20 protein-coding genes are annotated in these 21,696 nt (G+C 70.9%); 12 read left to right on the forward strand and 8 right to left on the reverse strand.

All coding sequences use genetic code 11. The annotated features are described in order from the left end of the window. The first annotated feature begins 108 nt into the window (after positions 1–108). The 3 genes from secG to pgi all read left to right on the forward strand — a co-directional run bounded on the left by secG (position 109) and on the right by pgi (position 2,665). The gene (secG, locus tag LUZ64_RS04300) at positions 109–339 is read left to right on the forward strand and encodes a preprotein translocase subunit SecG (protein WP_184730779.1); all 231 of its coding nucleotides are present in this window, start codon (positions 109–111) and stop codon (positions 337–339) included. A 184-nt stretch (positions 340–523) separates the two neighbouring features. Beyond that, complete coding sequence (locus tag LUZ64_RS04305) at positions 524–859, forward strand: RNA polymerase-binding protein RbpA (RefSeq protein ID WP_079110552.1); 336 nt, start codon at positions 524–526, stop codon at positions 857–859. Between the two features lie 153 nt (positions 860–1,012). After that, the gene (pgi, locus tag LUZ64_RS04310) at positions 1,013–2,665 is read left to right on the forward strand and encodes a glucose-6-phosphate isomerase (protein WP_095583626.1); all 1,653 of its coding nucleotides are present in this window, start codon (positions 1,013–1,015) and stop codon (positions 2,663–2,665) included. A 279-nt stretch (positions 2,666–2,944) separates the two neighbouring features. On the opposite strand, the gene pgl is transcribed toward pgi, so the two are convergent. From pgl to tkt, 5 genes are read right to left on the reverse strand one after another with little or no spacing between them, the layout of a single operon-like run. Next, positions 2,945–3,724, reverse strand: coding sequence for a 6-phosphogluconolactonase (pgl, locus tag LUZ64_RS04315; RefSeq protein ID WP_095583616.1), 780 nt, complete (start codon positions 3,722–3,724; stop codon positions 2,945–2,947). Further along, positions 3,721–4,803 (reverse strand): glucose-6-phosphate dehydrogenase assembly protein OpcA, encoded by a 1,083-nt coding sequence (gene opcA, locus LUZ64_RS04320; RefSeq protein ID WP_095583615.1) that lies wholly within the window; start codon positions 4,801–4,803, stop codon positions 3,721–3,723. Before opcA ends, pgl begins: the two co-directional genes overlap by 4 nt. After that, positions 4,800–6,326 (reverse strand): glucose-6-phosphate dehydrogenase, encoded by a 1,527-nt coding sequence (gene zwf / locus LUZ64_RS04325; RefSeq protein WP_095583614.1) that lies wholly within the window; start codon positions 6,324–6,326, stop codon positions 4,800–4,802. Before zwf ends, opcA begins: the two co-directional genes overlap by 4 nt. Before the next feature lies 1 nt (position 6,327). Beyond that, positions 6,328–7,443, reverse strand: coding sequence for a transaldolase (gene tal, locus LUZ64_RS04330; protein WP_095583613.1), 1,116 nt, complete (start codon positions 7,441–7,443; stop codon positions 6,328–6,330). A gap of 34 nt (positions 7,444–7,477) precedes the next feature. Continuing rightward, positions 7,478–9,565: a transketolase gene (gene tkt, locus LUZ64_RS04335; RefSeq protein WP_095583612.1), complete on the reverse strand. Its 2,088-nt coding sequence runs from the start codon at positions 9,563–9,565 to the stop codon at positions 7,478–7,480. 504 nt (positions 9,566–10,069) lie between these two features. On the opposite strand from tkt, the gene LUZ64_RS04340 reads away from it, so the two are divergent. From LUZ64_RS04340 to LUZ64_RS04350, 3 genes are all read left to right on the forward strand, one after another. Further along, entirely contained in the window at positions 10,070–11,044 is a 975-nt protein-coding gene (locus LUZ64_RS04340) for a heme o synthase (RefSeq protein WP_372471981.1), read from the forward strand. A gap of 25 nt (positions 11,045–11,069) precedes the next feature. Next, positions 11,070–11,429, forward strand: coding sequence for a hypothetical protein (locus LUZ64_RS04345; protein WP_095583610.1), 360 nt, complete (start codon positions 11,070–11,072; stop codon positions 11,427–11,429). 76 nt (positions 11,430–11,505) lie between these two features. Beyond that, complete coding sequence (locus tag LUZ64_RS04350) at positions 11,506–12,546, forward strand: amidohydrolase (protein WP_095583609.1); 1,041 nt, start codon at positions 11,506–11,508, stop codon at positions 12,544–12,546. Here LUZ64_RS04350 and LUZ64_RS04355 read toward each other — a convergent pair. The 3 genes from LUZ64_RS04355 to LUZ64_RS04365 all read right to left on the reverse strand — a co-directional run bounded on the left by LUZ64_RS04355 (position 12,525) and on the right by LUZ64_RS04365 (position 15,515). After that, positions 12,525–13,520, reverse strand: a complete 996-nt coding sequence (locus tag LUZ64_RS04355; RefSeq protein ID WP_095583608.1) for a COX15/CtaA family protein — start codon at positions 13,518–13,520, stop codon at positions 12,525–12,527. The genes LUZ64_RS04350 and LUZ64_RS04355 overlap by 22 nt on opposite strands. A 164-nt stretch (positions 13,521–13,684) precedes the next feature. Further along, complete coding sequence (locus LUZ64_RS04360) at positions 13,685–14,464, reverse strand: ABC transporter permease (protein WP_095583607.1); 780 nt, start codon at positions 14,462–14,464, stop codon at positions 13,685–13,687. Between the two features lie 88 nt (positions 14,465–14,552). After that, a complete protein-coding gene (locus LUZ64_RS04365) occupies positions 14,553–15,515 on the reverse strand; it encodes an ABC transporter ATP-binding protein (RefSeq protein WP_095583606.1) in 963 nt (320 codons plus the stop codon). A gap of 264 nt (positions 15,516–15,779) precedes the next feature. Between LUZ64_RS04365 and LUZ64_RS04370 the strand changes: the two genes are divergently transcribed. From LUZ64_RS04370 to LUZ64_RS04395, 6 genes are all read left to right on the forward strand, one after another. After that, on the forward strand, positions 15,780–16,601 hold the full coding sequence (locus LUZ64_RS04370) for a helix-turn-helix transcriptional regulator (RefSeq protein WP_095583605.1): 822 nt from the start codon (positions 15,780–15,782) through the stop codon (positions 16,599–16,601). Further along, the gene (gene sufB / locus LUZ64_RS04375) at positions 16,598–18,019 is read left to right on the forward strand and encodes a Fe-S cluster assembly protein SufB (RefSeq protein WP_087928616.1); all 1,422 of its coding nucleotides are present in this window, start codon (positions 16,598–16,600) and stop codon (positions 18,017–18,019) included. Before LUZ64_RS04370 ends, sufB begins: the two co-directional genes overlap by 4 nt. A gap of 59 nt (positions 18,020–18,078) precedes the next feature. Continuing rightward, entirely contained in the window at positions 18,079–19,257 is a 1,179-nt protein-coding gene (gene sufD / locus LUZ64_RS04380; protein ID WP_095583604.1) for a Fe-S cluster assembly protein SufD, read from the forward strand. After that, positions 19,254–19,577 (forward strand): bifunctional 3-phenylpropionate/cinnamic acid dioxygenase ferredoxin subunit, encoded by a 324-nt coding sequence (locus tag LUZ64_RS04385; RefSeq protein WP_095583603.1) that lies wholly within the window; start codon positions 19,254–19,256, stop codon positions 19,575–19,577. Before sufD ends, LUZ64_RS04385 begins: the two co-directional genes overlap by 4 nt. A 7-nt stretch (positions 19,578–19,584) precedes the next feature. Further along, positions 19,585–20,343: a Fe-S cluster assembly ATPase SufC gene (sufC, locus tag LUZ64_RS04390; protein ID WP_095583602.1), complete on the forward strand. Its 759-nt coding sequence runs from the start codon at positions 19,585–19,587 to the stop codon at positions 20,341–20,343. A 96-nt stretch (positions 20,344–20,439) separates the two neighbouring features. After that, positions 20,440–21,696, forward strand: coding sequence for a cysteine desulfurase (locus LUZ64_RS04395; RefSeq protein ID WP_095583601.1), 1,257 nt, complete (start codon positions 20,440–20,442; stop codon positions 21,694–21,696).

Consider the following 21,696-nt stretch of genomic DNA (forward strand, 5'->3'; position numbering starts at 1 on the left):
TATGACGACGGGCGCTCCCCGTCGTACCCTGTCGGGGCCGGGACCGGCGCGTTCGCGCCGCCCGGCCCCTCACCGTTCCAGTCCGAGAGAGTTGGTCCAGCCGTGGTCATGGGGTTCTCGATCGCCCTCATCGTCTTCAGCCTGCTGATGATGATGCTGGTGCTCATGCACAAGGGGAAGGGCGGCGGCCTGTCCGACATGTTCGGTGGCGGCATGCAGTCCTCCGTCGGCGGCTCCTCGGTCGCCGAGCGCAACCTCGACCGCATCACCGTGGTCGTCGGTCTGCTGTGGTTCGCGTGCATTGTCGCGCTCGGCCTGCTGATGAAGCTCGATAGCTGACGTACCGTCGTGGACGCGGCCTATCATTGAGGTCGCGTCCTCGCGGCCGGGCTGTAACTCCAGCCACTGGACGCGCGTTGGGCCTTACGTAGACTGGGGCGCCCGCGGCGGAGCCGTTCCCGAGGCCCCGTGGCGCAGCCGCTATCCGGCACAGTGCAGCACCATCACGCAGGGAGTTACGACCGTGGCAAGTGGCAACGCGATCCGAGGGAGTCGGGTCGGAGCGGGGCCGATGGGGGAGGCCGAGCGGGGCGAGTCCGCGCCGCGCCTCCGCATCTCCTTCTGGTGTTCCAACGGGCACGAGACGCAGCCGAGCTTCGCCAGTGACGCACAGGTACCGGACACCTGGGACTGCCCGCGCTGCGGCTTCCCGGCCGGTCAGGACCGGGACAGTCCGCCGGACCCGCCGCGGACGGAGCCCTACAAGACGCACCTCGCCTATGTACGTGAGCGGCGGAGCGACGCGGACGGCGAGGCGATCCTCGCCGAGGCGCTCGCCAAGCTCCGCGGAGAGATCTGAGCGGCGCGACACACCACAGCGGCCCGGCCGCGCACCTGTCACCAGGAGCGCGGCCGGGCCGCCGCCGTGCGGGGGGTCGTCTCATCCCGGAGCCTGATCAATTAGGTTGGAATCCGGCGGGGTGGCTACGAGAGAAGTGGGCTGATGTCCGAGATGAACGCAGAGAGCCGGGGCCGGCTCGACCAGACGCCTGAGTGGAACGCGCTGGCCAAGCACCGTGAAGAGCTCGGGGAGGTGCACCTGCGGAAGCTGTTCGCGGACGATCCGCGACGGGCCGAGCGACTGTCGCTCACCGTGGGCGACCTGCACCTCGACTACTCCAAGCACCTCGTCACCGACGAGACGCTGCGCCTGCTGCGCGCGCTCGCCGCCGCGACCGGTGTCACGGAGCTCCGGGACGCCATGTTCCGCGGCGAGAAGATCAACAACACCGAGGACCGCGCCGTGCTGCACACGGCGCTGCGGGCCCCCGAGTCGGCCGTGGTCAAGGTCGACGGGGAGAACGTCGTACCGGCCGTGCACGCCGTGCTGCGCAAGATGCAGATCTTCGCCGACCGGGTCCGTTCGGGTGACTGGAAGGGCCACACCGGCGCCCGCATCAGGAACGTCGTCAACATCGGCATCGGCGGATCGGACCTCGGTCCGGCGATGGCGTACGAGGCGCTGCGCGCCTTCACCGCCCGCGACCTGACGTTCCGTTTCGTGTCGAACGTCGACGGCGCGGACCTGCACGAGGCCGTGCGGGACCTGGACCCCGCCGAGACGCTCTTCATCGTCGCGTCGAAGACCTTCACGACCATCGAGACCATCACCAACGCCACCTCGGCGCGCAACTGGCTGCTGACCGGCCTGCGCGCGGGCGAGGAGGCGGTGGCCAAGCACTTCGTGGCGCTGTCGACGAACGAGGAGAAGGTCTCCGAGTTCGGCATCGACACCGCCAACATGTTCGAGTTCTGGGACTGGGTCGGCGGCCGCTATTCGTACGACTCGGCCATCGGACTCTCCCTGATGATCGCCATCGGCCCGGACCACTTCCGGGAGATGCTGGCCGGCTTCCACCTCGTCGACGAGCACTTCCGCTGCGCTCCGCCCGAGGAGAACGCCCCGCTGCTGCTCGGCCTGCTCGGCGTCTGGTACGGCAACTTCCACGACGCGCAGTCGCACGCGGTGCTGCCCTACAGCCACTACCTGTCCAAGTTCGCCGCGTACCTCCAGCAGCTGGACATGGAGTCCAACGGCAAGTCCGTGGACCGCGACGGACACGCCGTCAACTGGCAGACGGGCCCGGTGGTGTGGGGCACCCCCGGCACCAACGGGCAGCACGCGTATTACCAGTTGATCCACCAGGGCACGAAGCTGATCCCGGCGGACTTCATCGGCTTCGCCAAGCCGGTCGGCGACCTGCTGCCGGGACTGGTGGCCCAGCACGACCTGCTGATGGCCAACCTCTTCGCCCAGGGCCAGGCCCTCGCCTTCGGCAAGACCGCGGAGGAGGTGGCGGCGGAGGGCGTCCCGGCGGAGCTGGTCCCGCACAAGACGTTCCGCGGCAACCACCCGACGACGACCATCCTCGCGAGTGAACTCAGCCCGTCGGTGCTGGGTCAGCTGATCGCGCTGTACGAGCACAAGGTGTTCGTGCAGGGGGCGATCTGGAACGTCGACTCGTTCGACCAGTGGGGTGTGGAGCTGGGGAAGGTGCTGGCCAAGCGGGTGGAGCCGGCGCTTACGGCCGGCGCCGAGGTTTCGGGATTGGATCCGTCGACGGCGGGTCTGGTGGCTCGCTACCGGCAGTTGCGGGGGCGCTAGCCGCGCGGGCTTTCCCCGACCCGCCCCTTCCCGAACCGGGGGCAAGCCCCCGGGCCCCCTTTCCGCGCTTCGCGCGGTGTCCTCAAGCGCCGGACGGGCTGAAAATCAGCCCGTCCGGCGCTTGAGGACCGGGGTCTGGGGCGGAGCCCCGGTTTCGGGAAGGGGCGGGGCTGGGGAAAGGCCCCGCGCAGCGGCACCCGCACTCGCACCCGCACCTGAATACGGCCGTGGCCCGCCTCCCCGGAAGGGAGGCGGGCCACCGCCGTATCCGACCGCCCGTCAGGGCGAAGAAGGCGGGTACAGACCCCGCGGCAGCTTCGCCGCCGCCGCCGAGTCCAGCAGCCACAGCGTCCGCCGGCGCCCGTACGCCCCCGCCGCCGGCGCCTGGATCTCGCCCGCTCCGGACAGCGCCATCGTCACCGCGTTGGCCTTGTCCTCGCCGGCCGCCAGCAGCCAGACCTCCCGCGCGGCGCGGATCGCCGGCAGGGTCAGCGAGACCCGGGTCGGCGGCGGCTTCGGCGCGCCGTGCACGCCGACGACCGTGCGCTCGGTCTCCCGGACGCCCGGGAGCTCGGGGAAGAGCGAGGCCACGTGCGTGTCCGGGCCGACGCCCAGCAGGAGGACGTCGAAGCACGGCACCGGGCCGTGGTCCTCGGGCCGGGCGGCCGCGGCCAGTTCGGCCGCGTACGCCTCGGCCGCCGCGTCGGCGTCGTCGTACGTGCCGTCCGCGGCGGGCATGTAGTGGACCCGTGCCGGGTCCAGCTCCACCGCGTCCAGCAGCGCCTCGCGCGCCTGCGTGGCGTTGCGCTCGGGGTCGCCCTCGGGCAGGAACCGCTCGTCGCCCCACCACAGGTCCAGGCGCGACCAGTCCACCGCGTCCCGCGCGGGCGCGGTGGCGAGGGCCGCGAGCAGCCCGTTGCCGTTGCGCCCGCCGGTGAGGACGACGGAGGCCGAGCCGCGCGCGGCCTGGGCGTCCACGATCTTCGTGATCAGCCGGGCCGCCGCGGCCTGCGCCATCAGCTCCTTGTCCCGGTGGACGACGACCTGCGGGGTGCTCACTTGCCGGCCGCCTTCTTGCCGGAGGCCTTCTTGGCGGGCGCCGGCGCGGCGGCCGCCTTGCTCTCCGCGGCCGCCGGGACGGCACCGTCCTCGGACGGCGCGGCCTTCGCCTCCTCGGCCGCGGCCGGAGCCTTGGCCGCCGGGGCGGAGCCGCCGTCGCTCAGCCGCTCCACGCCGTACTTCAGCGCGGATTCGTAGGTGATGTCCGGGTCGAGCCGGCGGAGCTCCTCGGCGAGGAGCTCCGCGGTGTCGCGGCGGTTGAGCGCGACGGCGCGGTCCGGCTGGCCGGGCATGCAGAGCGTGGCCAGGGTGCCGTTGGGGCGGTCCAGGACGATCTGGCCGTTCTTGGTCTCCAGGCGGACGGCGGTGAGGCCGGGGCCCTCGGAGACGGTCCGCTTGACGGGGATCCCGAGGCGGTCGGCGAGCCACATCGCGAGGAGCTCGCCGCTCGGGTTGTAGCCCTCGCCCTCGACCTCGGCCGACAGGACGTCGACCTGCTGCTGGTCGAGCGCCGCCGCGAGCATGGAGCGCCACGGCGTGATCCGGGTCCAGGCCAGGTCGGTGTCGCCGGGCGCGTAGTGCGCGGCGCGGGCCGAGACCTCCGCGAGGGGGTCCTCGGCGGCGTAGGTGTCGGTGACCCGGCGCTGGCCGAGGGCGCCCAGCGGGTCCTTCTCCGGGCTGAGCGGTGAGGTGACCGGCCACCAGACGACCACGGGGGCGTCGGGCAGCAGCAGCGGCAGTACGACCGACTGGGCGTGGTCGATGACGTCGCCGTAGAGCCGCAGCACCACGGTCTCGCCGGTGCCGGCGCTGGTGCCGACCCGGACCTCGGCGTCGAGGCGGGCCTTGGCGCGGTCGCGCGGGGAGCGGCTCACGCGCTTGATGACGACGAGCTTGCGCGAGGGGTGCTCGCGGGAGGCCTCGTTGGCCGCCTTGAGCGCGTCGTAGGCGTGCTCCTCGTCGGTGACGATGACGAGGGTGAGCACCATGCCGATGGCCGGGGTGCCGATGGCGCGGCGGCCCTGGACCAGGGCGCTGTTGATCTTGCTGGACGTGGTGTCCGTGAGGTCCATCTTCATGGCCGGCGCCAGCTCCGTCCGTCTCGTGCGAGCATCTCGTCCGCCTCGACCGGGCCCCAGGTGCCGGCGGAGTACGACGCGGGCTTGCCGTGGGTGTCCCAGTACCGCTCGATCGGGTCGAGGATCTGCCAGGACAGCTCGACCTCCTTCAGGCGGGGGAAGAGGTTGGCGTCGCCGAGCAGCACGTCGAGGATGAGCCGCTCGTAGGCCTCGGGGCTGGACTCGGTGAAGGACTCGCCGTAGGCGAAGTCCATGGAGACGTCCCGGACCTCCATCTGGGTGCCGGGCACCTTGGAGCCGAACCGCAGGGTGACGCCTTCGTCCGGCTGCACCCGGATGACCAGGGCGTTCTGCCCCAGCTCCTCGGTGGCGGTGTGGTCGAAGGGCGAGTGCGGGGCGCGCTGGAAGACGACCGCGATCTCGGTGACACGGCGGCCGAGCCGCTTGCCGGTGCGCAGGTAGAAGGGGACGCCCGCCCAGCGGCGGTTGTCGATCTCCAGCTTGATCGCGGCGTAGGTGTCGGTCTTGGAGGCGGGGTCGATGCCGTCCTCCTCGAGGTAGCCGACGACCTCCTCGCCGCCCTGCCAGCCGTGCGCGTACTGGCCGCGGACGGTCTCCTTGCCGAGGTCCTTGGGCAGCCGGACGGCGCCCAGCACCTTGGTCTTCTCCGCGACGAGCGCGTCCGCCTCGAAGGAGGCGGGCTCCTCCATGGCGGTCAGCGCCAGCAGCTGGAGCAGGTGGTTCTGGATGACGTCACGGGCGGCGCCGATGCCGTCGTAGTAGCCGGCGCGGCCGCCGATGCCGATGTCCTCGGCCATGGTGATCTGCACGTGGTCGACGTACGACCGGTTCCAGATCGGCTCGAAGAGGGTGTTGGCGAAGCGGAGCGCCAGGATGTTCTGGACGGTCTCCTTGCCCAGGTAGTGGTCGATCCGGAAGACCTCTTCGGTCGGGAAGACCTCGTGGACGACCTTGTTGAGCTCCTGGGCGCTGGCCAGGTCGTGACCGAAGGGCTTCTCGATGACGGCGCGCCGCCAGGAGCCCTCCTTCTGGTCGGCCAGGCCGTGCTTCTTCAGCTGCTGGACGACCTTGGGGAAGAACTTCGGCGGCACGGAGAGGTAGAAGGCGAAGTTGCCGCCGGTGCCCTGTGCCTTGTCGAGCTCCTGGATCGTGTCCTTGAGCGTCTCGAAGGCCTCGTCGTCACCGAAGTCGCCCTGCACGAAGCGGCAGCCCTGGACCAGCTGCTGCCAGACCTCCTCGCGGAAGGGCGTGCGGGCGTGCTCCTTGACGGCGTCGTGGACGATCTGGGCGAAGTCCTCGTTCTCCCAGTCACGGCGCGCGAAGCCGATGAGGGAGAAGCCCGGCGGCAGCAGCCCCCGGTTGGCGAGGTCATAGACCGCCGGCATCAGCTTTTTCCGGGACAAATCGCCCGTGACGCCAAAGATGACCAGGCCCGACGGCCCCGCGATACGCGGGAGCCGTCGGTCCTGAGCGTCACGCAGCGGATTGCTGCTTGTGCTCAATTCACGCCTCCGGGGCGAGGCGCTTGAGCTCCGCCTCGGTGGACTTCAGAAGGTCGTTCCAGGACTGCTCGAACTTGTCGACGCCCTCGTCCTCCAGGAGCTGCACGACCTCGTCGTACGAGATCCCGACCTTGGCGATCGCGTCGAGCTCGGCCTTGGCCTGCTCGTAGGTGCCGCGGACGGTGTCACCGGTGATCTGCCCGTGGTCGGCCGTGGCCTCCAGGGTGGCCTCCGGCATGGTGTTCACCGTGTTCGGGGCGACCAGGTCGTCCACGTACAGCGTGTCCTTGTAGGCCGGGTCCTTGACACCGGTCGAGGCCCACAGGGCGCGCTGCTTGTTGGCGCCGGCCTTCTCCAGGGCGGCCCAGCGGTCGGAGGAGAAGACCTCCTCGTACGCCTGGTAGGCCAGACGGGCGTTGGCCAGGGCGGCCTTGCCGCGCAGGGCCTTGGCCTCCTCGGTGCCCAGGGCGTCCAGACGCTTGTCGATCTCGGAGTCCACACGGGACACGAAGAAGGACGCGACCGAGTGGATCAGGTTCAGGTCCAGGCCCGCGGCCTTCGCCTTCTCCAGACCGGTCAGGTAGGCGTCCATGACCGCGCGGTAGCGCTCCAGGGAGAAGATCAGCGTGACGTTGACGCTGATGCCCTTGCCGATCACCTCGGCGATGGCCGGCAGGCCCGCCTTGGTGGCCGGGATCTTGATGAGGGTGTTCGGACGGTCCACCAGCCAGGCCAGCTGCTTGGCCTCGGCGACGGTGGCCACCGTGTCGTGGGCCAGACGGGGGTCGACCTCGATGGAGACCCGGCCGTCCTGGCCGTCGGTCCGGTCGAAGACCGGACGCAGGATGTCGGCGGCGTCGCGGACGTCCGCCGTGGTGATCATGCGGATGGCCTCGTCCACGGTGACCTTGCGGGCCGCGAGGTCGGCGAGCTGCGCCTCGTAGCCGTCGCCGCCCGAGATCGCCTTCTGGAAGATCGACGGGTTGGTCGTGACGCCCACCACGTGGCTCTGGTCGATCAGCTCGGCCAGGTTGCCCGACGTGATGCGCTTGCGGGACAGGTCGTCCAGCCAGATCGCGACGCCTTCGTCGGAGAGGCGCTTGAGTGCGTCTGTCATGGGTTCTGCATCTCCTACTTGCTCGGTAACGGCGTCAGCGACGGTTGGCGTCGGCGTGTTCGATCGACTCGCGGGCGGCGGCCACCACGGCCTCGGTCGTCAGACCGAACTCGCGGTAGAGGACCTTGTAGTCCGCCGAGGCGCCGAAGTGCTCCAGCGAGACGATCCGGCCGGCGTCACCGACGTAGCGGTGCCAGGTCAGGCCGATGCCCGCCTCGACCGCGACCCGGGCCTTGACGTCCGGCAGCAGCACGCCGTCGCGGTACGCCTGGTCCTGCTCCTCGAACCACTCGACGGACGGCATCGAGACCACCCGGGTCGGGATGCCCTCGGCCTGGAGCGCCTCGCGGGCCTCGACGGCCAGCTGGACCTCGGAGCCGGTGCCGATCAGGATCACCTGCGGCCGGCCGCCCTCGGCCTCGAACAGGACGTAGCCGCCCTTGGCCGCGCCCTCGTTGGCCTCGTACGTCGGGACGTTCTGGCGGGTGAGGGCCAGACCGTGCGGCGCCGGGTGGGTGGTGTGGCGCTTGGTGATCTCGCGCCAGGCGATCGCCGTCTCGTTGGCGTCGGCCGGGCGGACCATGTTCAGACCCGGGATGGCGCGCAGGGCGGCCATGTGCTCGACCGGCTGGTGGGTCGGGCCGTCCTCGCCGAGACCGATGGAGTCGTGCGTCCACACGTAGGTGACCGGCAGCTTCATCAGGGCGGCGAGACGCACGGCCGGGCGCATGTAGTCGGAGAACACCAGGAAGGTGCCGCCGTAGACGCGGGTGTTGCCGTGCAGCGCGATGCCGTTCATGGTCGAACCCATGGCGTGCTCGCGGATGCCGAAGTGGATCGTGCGGCCGTACGGGTTCGCCTCGGGGAGCGGGTTGCCCTCCGGGAGGAACGACGAGGACGCGTCGATCGTGGTGTTGTTCGAACCGGCGAGGTCGGCGGAGCCGCCCCACAGCTCGGGGATCACGCCGCCCAGCGCCTTGAGGACCTCACCGGAGGCCTTGCGGGTCGCGACGTCCTTGCCGGCCGGGAAGACCGGGACGGCCTTCTCCCAGCCGTCGGGCAGCTCGCCCGCGGCGATGCGGTCGAACTCCGCGGCGCGCTCCGGGTTGGCCTCGCGCCACTCCTGGACGCCCTTGTCCCACGTGGCGTGCGCCTCGCGGCCGCGGTCGACGACCTTGCGGACGTGGCTGAAGACGTCGTCCTCGACCTGGAAGTCCTGCTCGGGGTCGAAGCCCATGACGCGCTTGGTCGCGGCGACCTCGTCGGCGCCCAGCGCCGAGCCGTGCGACGCCTCGGTGTTCTGGGCGTTCGGGGCCGGCCAGGCGATGATCGTGCGCGCGGCGATGATCGACGGGCGCTCGGTCTCCTCCTGCGCGGCCTTCAGGGCCGCGTGCAGGGCGTGGATGTCGAAGTCGCCGTTGGCGGCCTGCTCGATGCGCTGGACGTGCCAGCCGTACGCCTCGTAGCGCCCCAGGACGTCCTCGGAGAAGGCCGTCTCGGTGTCGCCCTCGATCGAGATGTGGTTGTCGTCGTAGAGCGCGACGATGTTGCCGAGCTTCTGGTGGCCGGCCAGCGAGGACGCCTCGGCCGAGATGCCCTCCTCCAGGTCGCCGTCGGAGACGATCGCCCAGATGGTGTGGTCGAACGGGGAGGTGCCCCGCGGCGCCTCCGGGTCGAACAGACCGCGCTCGTAGCGGGCGGCCATGGCCATGCCCACCGCGTTGGCGATGCCCTGGCCCAGCGGGCCGGTGGTGGTCTCGACGCCACGGGTGTGGCCGTGCTCCGGGTGGCCCGGGGTCTTGCTGTCCCAGGTGCGGAACGACTTCAGGTCCGAGAGCTCCAGGCCGTAGCCGGCCATGAAGAGCTGGACGTAGAGCGTCAGGCTGGTGTGGCCGGGGGAGAGGACGAAACGGTCCCGGCCGGCCCAGTCGGCGTCACTGGGGTCGTGCCGCATCATCTTCTGGAACAGCAGATAAGCGGCCGGCGCCAGGCTCATGGCCGTGCCCGGATGGCCGTTGCCGACCTTCTGCACGGAGTCCATGGCCAGGACGCGGGCGGTATCGACGGCCCGCTGGTCCAGTTCGGTCCACTCGAGGTCTGTTGTGGTCGGCTTGTTGCTCACCCTCGGTCAGGGCTCCTCTCCACATGTTCTTGTCGCCGGGGGCGGTCTTCCGCCACGACGCGGCGCTGTCGAGCCTACCCCGCAGGGGAGGGCGCCTTTTCGACGCTCAGTCGGCCGCCACGGCGCTCATCCGGCGCTCTTTCGACCGCCCGGCGGGGCGTCCGGGGCAACCGGATCCGGATATGAAAGATTCCCGAAGCATTCCGCCGCGGGTGCGGTGGTCATGGGTACAGCCTGCCGGGACGGCGGGCCGCGCGCCTCCCGAACGCTTCCGTTCTGTCATGTTCCCCGGGCTCGCCCTCTCGTGTTCCCCGGGCCCGCGATCCGATGCGCGGGCGCCGCCGATCCGGTGCCGACCGGCCGCGCTACGGCCCCAACACGACCCCACCCCGGCGGAGGCCGAGGTATCCCCTACGTCTAGAGTGGCGTGGTACGCGCAAGCCTTTACGGGGGTTTTCTTCCACCCGGACGTGCTTGCTGGCCTTATCTCTGTCAGGGGTGTGCGTGACGGCCGTCGAATCCCGTCCTGCGGGTGGGGGTACCTCCCACGCCCTTCAGGCTGTGGGGGAGCTCGCGGAGAGCCCCGGTCACCGGCCGTTCGGGGCCCGTGCCAAGGCGTTCGTGGCGTTGACCAAGCCGCGGGTCATCGAGCTGCTACTGATGACGACCGTGCCGGTGATGTTCCTCGCCGCGGAGGGCGTCCCCGACCTGTGGCTGGTGCTGGCCACCTGCCTCGGCGGTTACCTCTCCGCCGGTGGCGCGGGCGCGTTCAACATGTACTACGACCGCGACATCGACGCGCTGATGGACCGCACCTCGCAGCGTCCGCTCGTTACCGGAATGGTCTCCCCCCGCGAGTGCCTGGTCTTCGCCGCCGCGCTGACGGTGGGCTCGACCCTGTGGTTCTGGTTCCTGGTCAACCCGCTGTCGGCGATGCTCTCGCTCGGCGCCAACCTCTTCTACGTCGTCGTCTACACGATGATCCTCAAGCGGCGCACCGCGCAGAACATCGTCTGGGGCGGCATCGCGGGCTGTATGCCGGTCTTCATCGGCTGGTCCGCGGTCACGAACTCCGTCTCCTGGGCCTCCCTCGTCCTCTTCCTCGTCATCTTCTTCTGGACGCCGCCGCACTACTGGCCGCTGTCGATGAAGGTCAAGGACGACTACGAGCGGGTCGGCGTCCCGATGCTGCCCGTCATCGCGGGCAACAAGGCGGTCGCCAAGCAGATCGTCCTGTACAGCTGGGTGATGGTCGCCGTCTCGCTCTCGCTCCAGCCGCTCGGCTACACCAGCTGGTTCTACACCGTGGTGGCCGCGGCGCTCGGCGCGTTCTGGCTGAAGGAGGCGCACGCCCTACAGACGCGGGCGCGGGCCGGCATCACGGGCGCGAAGCTCAAGGAGATGCGCCTCTTCCACTGGTCCATCACCTACGTCTCGCTGCTCTTCGCCGCCGTGGCCGTGGATCCCTTCCTCCATTAATTACCGGCGGGTAGCATCCGGTGTCATGGCAGACACCACGACGCAGGCCGAAGAGACCCCCGCACCCGCCGCGGCCCCGGCCGACCGCAAGGCCCTCCGGCTCGCCCGGCAGATCACGGCCTTCGCCAAGAGCCACGGCGGCACCGCCGAGGGCCAGCTGGCGCACATCGCCCGCGGCACCACCCGGATCGCCCTCGTCGGGGCCAACGGCGAGTGGGGCGTCCTCGTCGCCCCTTCCATGGAGACCGCGCGCAAGGCCGCGGAGGTCGCGGGTCTCACCCTGCACGACGAGTTCGACGGCGAGTTCGCCGCCAAGGTCCGCACCGGCCCGTACGAATGGACCCGGATGGCGGGCCTCCAGCTCGGCGGTCCCGCCAATAACTGACGGGCCCCTCGGCCGTTAGACCCGCGGGGGCGGCCGTGTGCCGCCAAGGGGCGGGGCAGGGTACGAGGGGGCGGGGATGGACGGCATGCCGTTGATCGTCGATCAGCACAGCCACGGGGCCGTCCACGGCGAGCTGGGGCTCGGCCGCTTCGAGACCCACCTCGCCGCGGCCGCCGGATCCACCGGCCCCGCGCCGCCCGGCACCACCTTCTTCGACAGCCGCGCCGGGCTCGCGGTGCTCCGCTGGTGTCCGCCGCTGCTGGGCCTGGAGCCCTTCTGCGCGCCCGTCCGCTACCTCGCCCGCCGCCGTGAGCTGGGCGCCTACCGCGCCGGACGGCTGCTGCTGCGCGGCGCCGGCATCGGCACCTTCCTGCTGGAGTCCGGCGGGCCCGGCGGCCTGACCTCCGCCGCGGAGCTGGCCCACGCCGCCGAGGGCCGCGCCCACGAGGTCGTACGCCTGGAGGCGCTCGCCGACCGGATCGCCGGGGAACGCGAGGACGTCGACCGCTTCCTCGCCCGTACCGCCGAGGCGCTGCACACCGCCGCGCGCGGTGCCACCGCGTTCGCCTGCGCCGTCCGCTCCTGCGACGGGAGGGCACCCGGCGTGCCGGAGGTCCGCAGGGCCGCCGCCAGAAGGCTCCGCACCGGACGTACGGGTCCTACGACCACCGATCAGACGCTCGTCCGCCATCTGCTGTGGACTGCTCTCGGTACCGGGCTGCCCGTGCAGCTGCACTGCCGCGACCCGCGCCGGCTGGCCCGCTTCCTGGCGGCGACGGCCGGTCTGGGCACCGATCTCGTGCTGTTCCCGGGCCCCGGTCACCACCGGGAGGCGGCCGGGCTGGCCGCGGCCCATCCGCACGTCTACGCGGACGTCGGCGCCCGGCCGGAGGAGGTCCTCCCCGAGGCGCCGTTCGGCAAGCTGCTGTTCTCCACCGGGGCGCGGGCGCTGCCCGAGCTGTACGTGGTGGGGGCGCGGTCATTCGTCCAGGCCATGGGCCGGCTGATGGCCGAATGGGTCGCCGACGGATGGTGCCGGTGGGCGGAGGCGCGGCGGATCGCCGGGCTCGTCGCGGCCGGCACCGCGCGCCGGGTCTACCGGCTGGAGGCGGCCTGAGCGGCGGGCCGGAGCTCCCCGGCCCCGTCGGCCGGCGAGGCCGGGGCGACGAGCTCGCCGCGGTCGCGCAGCGACAGGAACACCCGCAGCACGGCGATCCACACCAGGCAGGAGCCGAACATGTGGGTGCCGACGAGGAGCTCGGGGGAGTCGTTGAAGTACTGCACGAAGCCGACCGCGCCCTGGAGCAGCAGGACGGCCAGCATCTCGACGACCCTGCGCACCGGCCCGGCGGGGGCCTTCACGGCCCGCAGCACGAACCACAGGGCCACCGTCAGGCCCAGCACGACGCAGACGAAGTCGACGTGCAACTGGGTGATCTCGCGGACGTCCAGCGGGATGCGGTGGACGTCCTTCTTCGCGTCGCCCGCGTGCTTGCCCGAGCCCGTGACCACGGTGCCGATCACGATCAGCAGGGCGGTCGAGACGACCAGCACCCAGCTGAGCTGCCGCACCGGACGGGCCACCAGGTCGCGCGGCTCCTCGTCGCCCTCGCAGGCGCGGCGCCACATCACCACGGCGACCGTCAGCAGCGCGGTCGCCGCCAGGAAGTGCGAACCGACGATGTACGGGTTGAGGCCCGTCAGCACGGTGATGCCGCCGATGATGCCGTTGCTCGCGACCAGCCAGAACTGGGCCCAGCCCAGCCGGGTGAGGCTGCGGCGGCGGGGCTCCCGCGCGCGTGCCGCCGTGATCGCCAGGCCGACGACCGCGCACAGCACATAGGTGAGCATGCGGTTGGTGAATTCGATGACGCCGTTGATGCCCATCTCGGGCGTCGGGGTCAGGCTGTCCTCGGTGCAGGTCGGCCAGGTCGGGCAGCCGAGCCCCGACTGGGTGAGCCGCACCGCGCCGCCCGTCACGACGATGACCACGGCCATCACCACACAGGCGAACGCCGCCCGCCGCACGAAGCGGGCGGAGGGCTGCCACCGGTCGGCGACGATCTGGAGGGGGTTCATCGAATTCGGCACGGAGTCATCGTAAGGGCCCGCTTGTGCATGGATTCACGAGGGGGTGGGTCGGGCGCGGCGGGGGTGAATCGTCCCAGCTCGGAGGGGTTCGCCCGCTGCCTGTCGTCCTTACGGCGGGCCGCTCGCTCCCGGCGGATCACCCCCGCCGGATCACTCCCGCCGGGTCACTCCCAGCGGAAGAAGCGGGCCGCCGCGCCGAGGCCGAGCGCGGACCAGCCTGCCAGGATGCCCAGATCGGCCCACGGCATCGCCGCGCCGTCGCGCAGGACGTCCCGCAGTCCGCCGGAGAGCGCCGAGACCGGCAGCAGTTCCAGCACCGCCCGCGCGGCGTCCGGGAACTTCTCCAGCGGCACGATCACGCCGCCGCCGACCAGCAGCAGCAGGAAGACGAGATTGGCCGCGGCCAGCGTCACCTCCGCCTTGAGCGTGCCCGCCATCAGCAGGCCGAGCCCGGAGAACGCGGCGGTGCCGAGGACGAGCAGGAGCAGGACGGCGAAGGGGTTGCCGTGCGGCGACCAGCCCAGCGCGAAGGCGATCGCCGTCAGCAGCACGATCTGGAGCACCTCGGTGACCAGCACCGCGCAGGTCTTCGCGGCCATCAGCCCCCAGCGCGGCAGGGGGGAGGCGCCGAGCCGCTTGAGCACGCCGTAACGGCGCTCGAAGCCGGTCGCGATGGCCTGGCCGGTGAAGGCGGTGGAGAGCACGGCGAGGGCGAGGACGCCCGGGGCCAGGAAGTCCACGGCCTCGCCCTCGCCGGTGTCGACGATGTCGACGGAGCTGAAGAGGACCAGCAGCAGGGTCGGGATGACGACGGTGAGCAGCAGCTGCTCACCGTTGCGCAGCAGCATCCGGGTCTCCAGCGCGGCCTGCGCCCGGATCATCCGGGAGAGCGGCGCGGCGCCGGGCCTCGGGGTGAAGGTCCCGGCCTTCGTGTCGGCGCTCATGCGCGCAGCTCCTTACCGGTCAGCTCCAAGCTGCTGTCCTCCGGGGGACAACCCCCGGACCCCCGGCCCGTGCGTGTGCGGGTGGCGCTCATGCGCGCAGCTCCTTACCGGTCAGCTCCAAGAAGACGTCCTCCAGGGTGTGCCGCTCGACCGCGATGCGGTCCGGCATGACCCCGTGCTGGGCGCACCAGGTGGTCACCGTGGCCAGCAGCTGCGGGTCGATCTTGCCGGTGACCCGGTACGTGCCCGGCGTCAGCTCCACCGCGGCGGAGTCGGCGGGCAGGGCTTTGAGAAGGGAGACGAGGTCCAGGCCGGGGCGGCCGCCGAAGCGGAGCGTGTTCTCGGCGCCGCCGCGGCACAGCTCCTCGGGGCTGCCCTGGGCGACGACCCGGCCGCTGTCGATGATGGCGACGTCGTCGGCCAGGGCCTCGGCCTCGTCCATGTAGTGCGTGGTCAGTACGACCGTGACGCCGTCGGCGCGCAGCTCCCGGACCAGGTCCCAGGTGGCGTGCCGGGCCTGCGGGTCGAGGCCCGCGGTCGGCTCGTCGAGGAAGACCAGCTCGGGGCGGCCGACGACGGCCATGGCGAGGGCGAGCCGCTGCTGCTGGCCGCCGGAGAGCCGCCGGTAGGCGGTGCGCCCGCAGGTGCCGAGCCCGAGCCGTTCGATCAGGGTGTCGACGTCCACGGGGTGCGCGTGCAGGGTCGCCGTGTGGCGCAGCATCTCCTCCGCGTGCGCCCCGGGATAGACGCCGCCGCTCTGGAGCATCACGCCGATCCGGGGGCGCAGGGCGGCGGAGTCGGCGAGGGGGTCGAGGCCCAGGACGCGGACGGTGCCCGCGTCGGGGCGGCGGTAGCCCTCGCAGGTCTCGACGGTGGTGGTCTTGCCGGCGCCGTTGGGGCCCAGGACGGCGGTGAGGGAGCCGCGCGCGACGGACAGGTCGAGCCCGTCCACCGCGGTCTTCGCTCCGTACCGCTTCACCAGGCCGCGGACCTCGACCGCGGGCTCTCGGCCGGGGGTCCGGGGGGTGTCCCCCGGGAAGCTGCTGCGCATGGCTAGGAAGTCTACGAACCCCGGGGCCGTCCGGACCGCCCCGGGGTGCTCGTAAGACAGTACGGACAGGCCCGGGAGGAGGCCCCCGGGAGCGGCTCAACCCCCGGTCGGGCTCCGGTCGGGCCCCGGCCATGTACCGGTCCGTTGTCCGGTTTCGTGGTGATCTTGGGCGTGGCGGTTAGGTGACCCTAAGTGATCGACGACACCGCCCGGCGGGCCCGGCGAGGCTTGTCGCGCTCCCCGCAATTACGCAACAATGGTGTTGTGAAATACGCGAGCGAGGCTTCGCAGGACCCCGCGGCCCGGGTGGCCGCCGGGGCCGTGGTGCCTGCCGCTGCGTCCGTGCGCGATTCCGTCCGCGAGGAGGATCGCGCCCACGACGAGCAGCGCGGCACCCGCAACCGCGTCGTCCGGTCCATCCTCGACCACGGTCCGTCGACCGCGGCCGAGCTGGCCCTGCGCCTGGAGCTGACCCAGGCCGCCGTCCGCCGCCACCTCGACACCCTCGCCGCGGAGGGCATCGTCGAGCCCCGCGAGAAGCGGGTCTACGGCGCCCGTACGCGCGGGCGCCCGGCCAAGGCCTTCGCGCTCACCGACTGCGGCCGCGACGCCTTCGACCAGGCCTACGACAAGCTGGCCGAGGACGCCCTGCGCTGGATCGCCAAGGCGGCCGGCGGCGGCGAGATGGGTGAGGCTGCGGTCGCCGCCTTCGCGCGCGCCCGGATGGCCGCCCAGGCCGAGGGCTACCGCGAGGCGCTCCAGGCCGTCGGCCCGGAATCCCGCACCGAGGCCCTTGCCCGGGCATTGACCGCGGACGGGTACGCTGCTACGGCGCGTAGCGCACCGGTCGGCGAACAGCTTTGCCAGCACCACTGCCCGGTCGCCCATGTCGCCGAGCAGTTCCCGCAGCTGTGCGAGGCGGAGACCGAGGTCTTCTCCCGCCTGCTCGGAACCCATGTGCAGCGTCTCGCCACCATCGCCCACGGCGACGGTGTGTGCACGACGTTCATCCCGCGCGGCGAAACGCGGCGCACCACCAAGACCACCACAGCATCCGCCAGCACGGCCGGGAGGAACCCCGCATGACTCTCCCCACGGAGACTGCCCACCCTGAGCTCGAAGGCCTGGGCACGTACGAATACGGCTGGGCCGACTCCGACGTGGCAGGGGCAGCGGCCAAGCGCGGCCTCTCCGAGGAGGTCGTCCGCGACATCTCGGCGAAGAAGTCCGAGCCGGAGTGGATGCTCAAGCTGCGCCTGAAGGGCCTGAAGCTCTTCGAGAAGAAGCCCATGCCCACCTGGGGCTCCGACCTCACGGGCATCGACTTCGACAACATCAAGTACTTCGTGCGCTCCACCGAGAAGCAGGCCGCTTCCTGGGAGGACCTGCCCGAGGACATCAAGAACACCTACGACAAGCTGGGCATCCCGGAGGCCGAGAAGCAGCGCCTCGTCGCCGGTGTCGCCGCCCAGTACGAGTCGGAGGTCGTCTACCACCAGATCCGCGAGGACCTGGAGGAGCAGGGCGTTCTCTTCCTGGACACCGACACGGCGCTCAAGGAGCACCCGGAGATCTTCCAGGAGTACTTCGGCACCGTCATCCCCGTCGGTGACAACAAGTTCGCCTCGCTGAACACCGCCGTGTGGTCCGGTGGCTCCTTCATCTACGTCCCGCCGGGCGTCCACGTCGACATCCCGCTCCAGGCCTACTTCCGTATCAACACGGAGAACATGGGCCAGTTCGAGCGCACCCTGATCATCGTCGACGAGAACGCCTACGTGCACTACGTCGAGGGCTGCACCGCCCCGATCTACTCCTCCGACTCGCTGCACAGCGCCGTCGTGGAGATCATCGTGAAGAAGGGCGGCCGCTGCCGCTACACGACCATCCAGAACTGGTCGAACAACGTCTACAACCTGGTCACCAAGCGCGCCGTGGCCTACGAGGGCGCGACCATGGAGTGGGTCGACGGCAACATCGGCTCCAAGGTGACCATGAAGTACCCGGCCGTCTACCTGATGGGCGAGCACGCCAAGGGCGAGACCCTGTCCATCGCCTTCTCCGGCGAGGGCCAGCACCAGGACGCCGGCGCCAAGATGGTCCACATGGCGCCGAACACCTCCTCCAACATCGTCTCCAAGTCGGTGGCGCGAGGCGGCGGCCGCACCTCCTACCGCGGCCTGATCGAGATCGGCGAGGGCGCCCACGGCTCCAAGTCGAACGTCCTCTGCGACGCCCTGCTGGTCGACACCATCTCCCGGTCGGACACCTACCCCTACGTCGACGTCCGTGAGGACGACGTCTCCATGGGCCACGAGGCGACCGTCTCCAAGGTCAGCGACGACCAGCTCTTCTACCTGATGAGCCGCGGTCTGACCGAGTTCGAGGCCATGGCGATGATCGTGCGCGGCTTCGTCGAGCCGATCGCCCGCGAGCTCCCCATGGAGTACGCCCTGGAGCTCAACCGGCTGATCGAGCTGCAGATGGAAGGCGCGGTCGGCTGATACCCGCCGTCCGGACCGCAGCGACCCCTTTGTGACAGGAAGAGAGCACGACGACAGTCATGGCCGATAACACTCCCGCCGGCAGCACGACCGACGGCGCCATCCAGGTGGGCGGGCCCCAGCAGCCCATCGACGCGCGCGTCAGCGCCCCCGCCTCGTACGACGTCGCGGACTTCCCCGTGCCGCACGGCCGCGAGGAGGAGTGGCGGTTCACCCCGCTGGCGCGCCTCCGCGGCCTGCACGACGGCACCGCGGTCGCGAACGGCGGCGTCAAGGTCGAGGTGACGGCCCCCGAGGGCGTCACCGTCGAGACCGTCGGCCGTGACGACGCCCGCCTCGGCCGCGCGGGCAAGCCGGTCGACCGCGTCGCCGCCCAGGCCTACAGCTCCTTCGAGAAGGCCTCGGTCGTCTCGATCCCCAAGGACACCGTGCTCACCGAGCCCGTCCTGATCTCCGTGCACGGCGAGGGCGGCGTCGCCTTCGGCCACCAGCTCGTCGAGATCGGCGCCTTCGCGGAGGCCGTCGTCGTCCTCGACCACACCGGCGACGCCACGCTCGCCGCCAACGTCGAGTACATCCTCGGCGACGGCGCCAAGCTCACCGTGGTCTCGGTCCAGGACTGGGAGCCGACCGCGGTGCACGCCGCCCAGCACACCGCGCTGATCGGCCGGGACGCCTCCTTCAAGTCCGTGATCGTCACCTTCGGCGGCGACCTGGTCCGCCTCCACCCCCGGGTCGTCTACGGCGCCCCCGGCGGCGAGGCCGAGCTCTACGGCCTGTACTTCACGGACCAGGGCCAGCACCAGGAGCACCGCCTCTTCGTCGACCACGACACCCCGCACTGCCGCAGCAACGTCGCCTACAAGGGCGCGCTCCAGGGCCAGGACGCCCACGCGGTCTGGATCGGCGATGTGCTGATCCGCGCCGCCGCCGAGGGCACCGACACCTACGAGCTCAACCGCAACCTCGTCCTCACCGACGGCGCGCGCGTCGACTCCGTGCCCAACCTGGAGATCGAGACCGGCGAGATCGTCGGCGCCGGCCACGCCTCCGCGACCGGCCGCTTCGACGACGAGCAGCTCTTCTACCTGATGGCCCGCGGCATCCCGGCCGACGAGGCCCGCCGGCTGGTCGTCCGCGGCTTCTTCGCCGAGCTCGTCCAGCAGATCGGGATCCCGGACCTGGAGGAGCGCCTCATCGGCAAGATCGAGGCCGAGCTGGAAGCGGCGGTGGCATGAGCGAGACCTTCGTACGCGCCTGCGGCCTGAGCGAGCTGGAGGAGGACACCCCCAAGCGGGTCGAGCTCGGCGGCACGCCGGTCGCGCTCGTCCGCACCGAGGGCGAGGTGTACGCGATAAACGACATCTGCTCCCACGCCAACGTCTCGCTGTCCGAGGGCGAGGTGGAGGACTGCGCGATCGAGTGCTGGTTGCACGGCTCCAGCTTCGACCTGCGCACCGGCAAGCCCTCCGGGCTGCCCGCCACGCGCCCGGTCCCCGTATACCCCGTCAAGATCGAAGGGGACGACGTGCTCGTCTCCGTCACCCAGGAGTCCTGAGTTCCCCATGGCAACGCTTGAGATCCACGACCTGCACGTCTCCGTCGAGGCCGAGAACGGCCCCCGCGAGATCCTGCGCGGCGTCGACCTGACCGTGAAGCAGGGCGAGACCCACGCCATCATGGGCCCCAACGGCTCCGGCAAGTCGACCCTGGCGTACTCCCTCGCGGGTCACCCCAAGTACACGATCACCGGCGGCACCGTCACCCTCGACGGCGAGGACGTCCTGGAGATGTCCGTCGACGAGCGCGCCCGCGCCGGCGTCTTCCTCGCCATGCAGTACCCGGTCGAGGTCCCCGGCGTCTCGGTCTCCAACTTCCTGCGCACCTCCGCCACCGCCATCCGCGGCGAGGCCCCCAAGCTGCGCACCTGGGTGAAGGAGGTCAAGGAGGCCATGGAGCGCCTCAACATGGACCCCGCCTTCGCCGAGCGCAACGTCAACGAGGGCTTCTCCGGCGGTGAGAAGAAGCGCCACGAGATCCTTCAGCTGGAGCTCCTCAAGCCGAAGATCGCGATCCTCGACGAGACCGACTCCGGCCTCGACGTCGACGCCCTGCGCCAGGTCTCCGAGGGCGTCAACCGCGTCCGCGAGACGGGCGAGGTCGGCACCCTGCTGATCACCCACTACACGCGCATCCTGCGCTACATCAAGCCCGACTTCGTCCACGTCTTCTCCGGCGGCCGCATCGTCGAGTCCGGCGGCGCCGAGCTGGCCGACAAGCTCGAGGCCGAGGGCTACGAGGCCTACCAGACGAAGGGGGCGTAGCCCGGTGAGCGACGCGCGCGAGGCCGCCGGCCCGCGGATGAACGGCTACCCGCAGCTTCGCCTCGCGGGCGGAGAAGCGAACGGAAGTGACTGGGCGTGACGATACTGCCGGGCCTCCTCGACACCGAGGCGATTCGCAAGGACTTCCCCATCCTGGACCGCACGGTCCACGACGGTAAGAAGATCGTGTATCTGGACAGCGCGGCCACCTCCCAGAAGCCGCGCCAGGTGCTCGACGCGCTCAACGCGTACTACGAGCGCCACAACGCCAACGTCCACCGCGGTGTGTACACCATCGCCGAGGAGGCCACGGCGCTGTACGAGGGCGCGCGCGACAAGGTCGCCGCGTTCGTCAACGCGCCCAGCCGCGACGAGGTGATCTTCACCAAGAACGCCTCGGAGTCGCTGAACCTCGTCGCCAACATGCTGGGCTGGGCCGACGAGCCCTACCGCGTGGACCACGACACCGAGATCGTCATCACGGAGATGGAGCACCACTCCAACATCGTCCCGTGGCAGCTGCTCTCGCAGCGCACCGGCGCGAAGCTGAAGTGGTTCGGCCTCACCGACGACGGCCGGCTGGACCTGTCCAACATCGACGAGATCATCACCGAGAAGACCAAGGTCGTCTCGTTCGTGCTGGTCTCCAACATCATGGGCACGTTCAACCCCGTCGAGACGATCGTCCGCCGGGCCCAGGAGGTCGGCGCGCTCGTCGTCATCGACGCCTCCCAGGCCGCCCCGCACATGGTGCTGGACGTCCAGGCGCTCCAGGCCGACTTCGTGGCCTTCACCGGCCACAAGATGTGCGGTCCGACGGGCATCGGCGTCCTGTGGGGCCGCCAGGAGCTCCTGGAGGACCTGCCGCCCTTCCTCGGCGGCGGCGAGATGATCGAGACCGTCTCGATGCACTCCTCCACCTACGCCCCGGCGCCGCACAAGTTCGAGGCGGGTACGCCCCCGATCGCCCAGGCCGTCGGCCTCGGCGCCGCGGTGGACTACCTCTCGGCGATCGGCATGGAGAACATCGCCCGCCATGAGCACGCGATCACCGAGTACGCGGTGCGCAGGCTCCAGGAGGTCCCGGACCTGCGGATCATCGGCCCCACCACGGCCGAGGACCGCGGCGCCACCATCTCCTTCACGCTCGGTGACATCCACCCGCACGACGTGGGCCAGGTGCTCGACGAGCAGGGCATCGCGGTCCGGGTCGGCCACCACTGCGCGCGGCCGGTCTGCCTGCGGTACGGAATTCCCGCGACCACGCGAGCGTCGTTCTATCTGTACTCCACTCCCGGCGAGGTCGACGCCCTCGTCGAGGGCCTGGAGCATGTACGGAACTTTTTCGGTTAA

The sequence above is a fragment of the Streptomyces albireticuli genome (genome assembly GCF_021228125.1).
GTDB lineage: Bacteria > Actinomycetota > Actinomycetes > Streptomycetales > Streptomycetaceae > Streptomyces > Streptomyces albireticuli.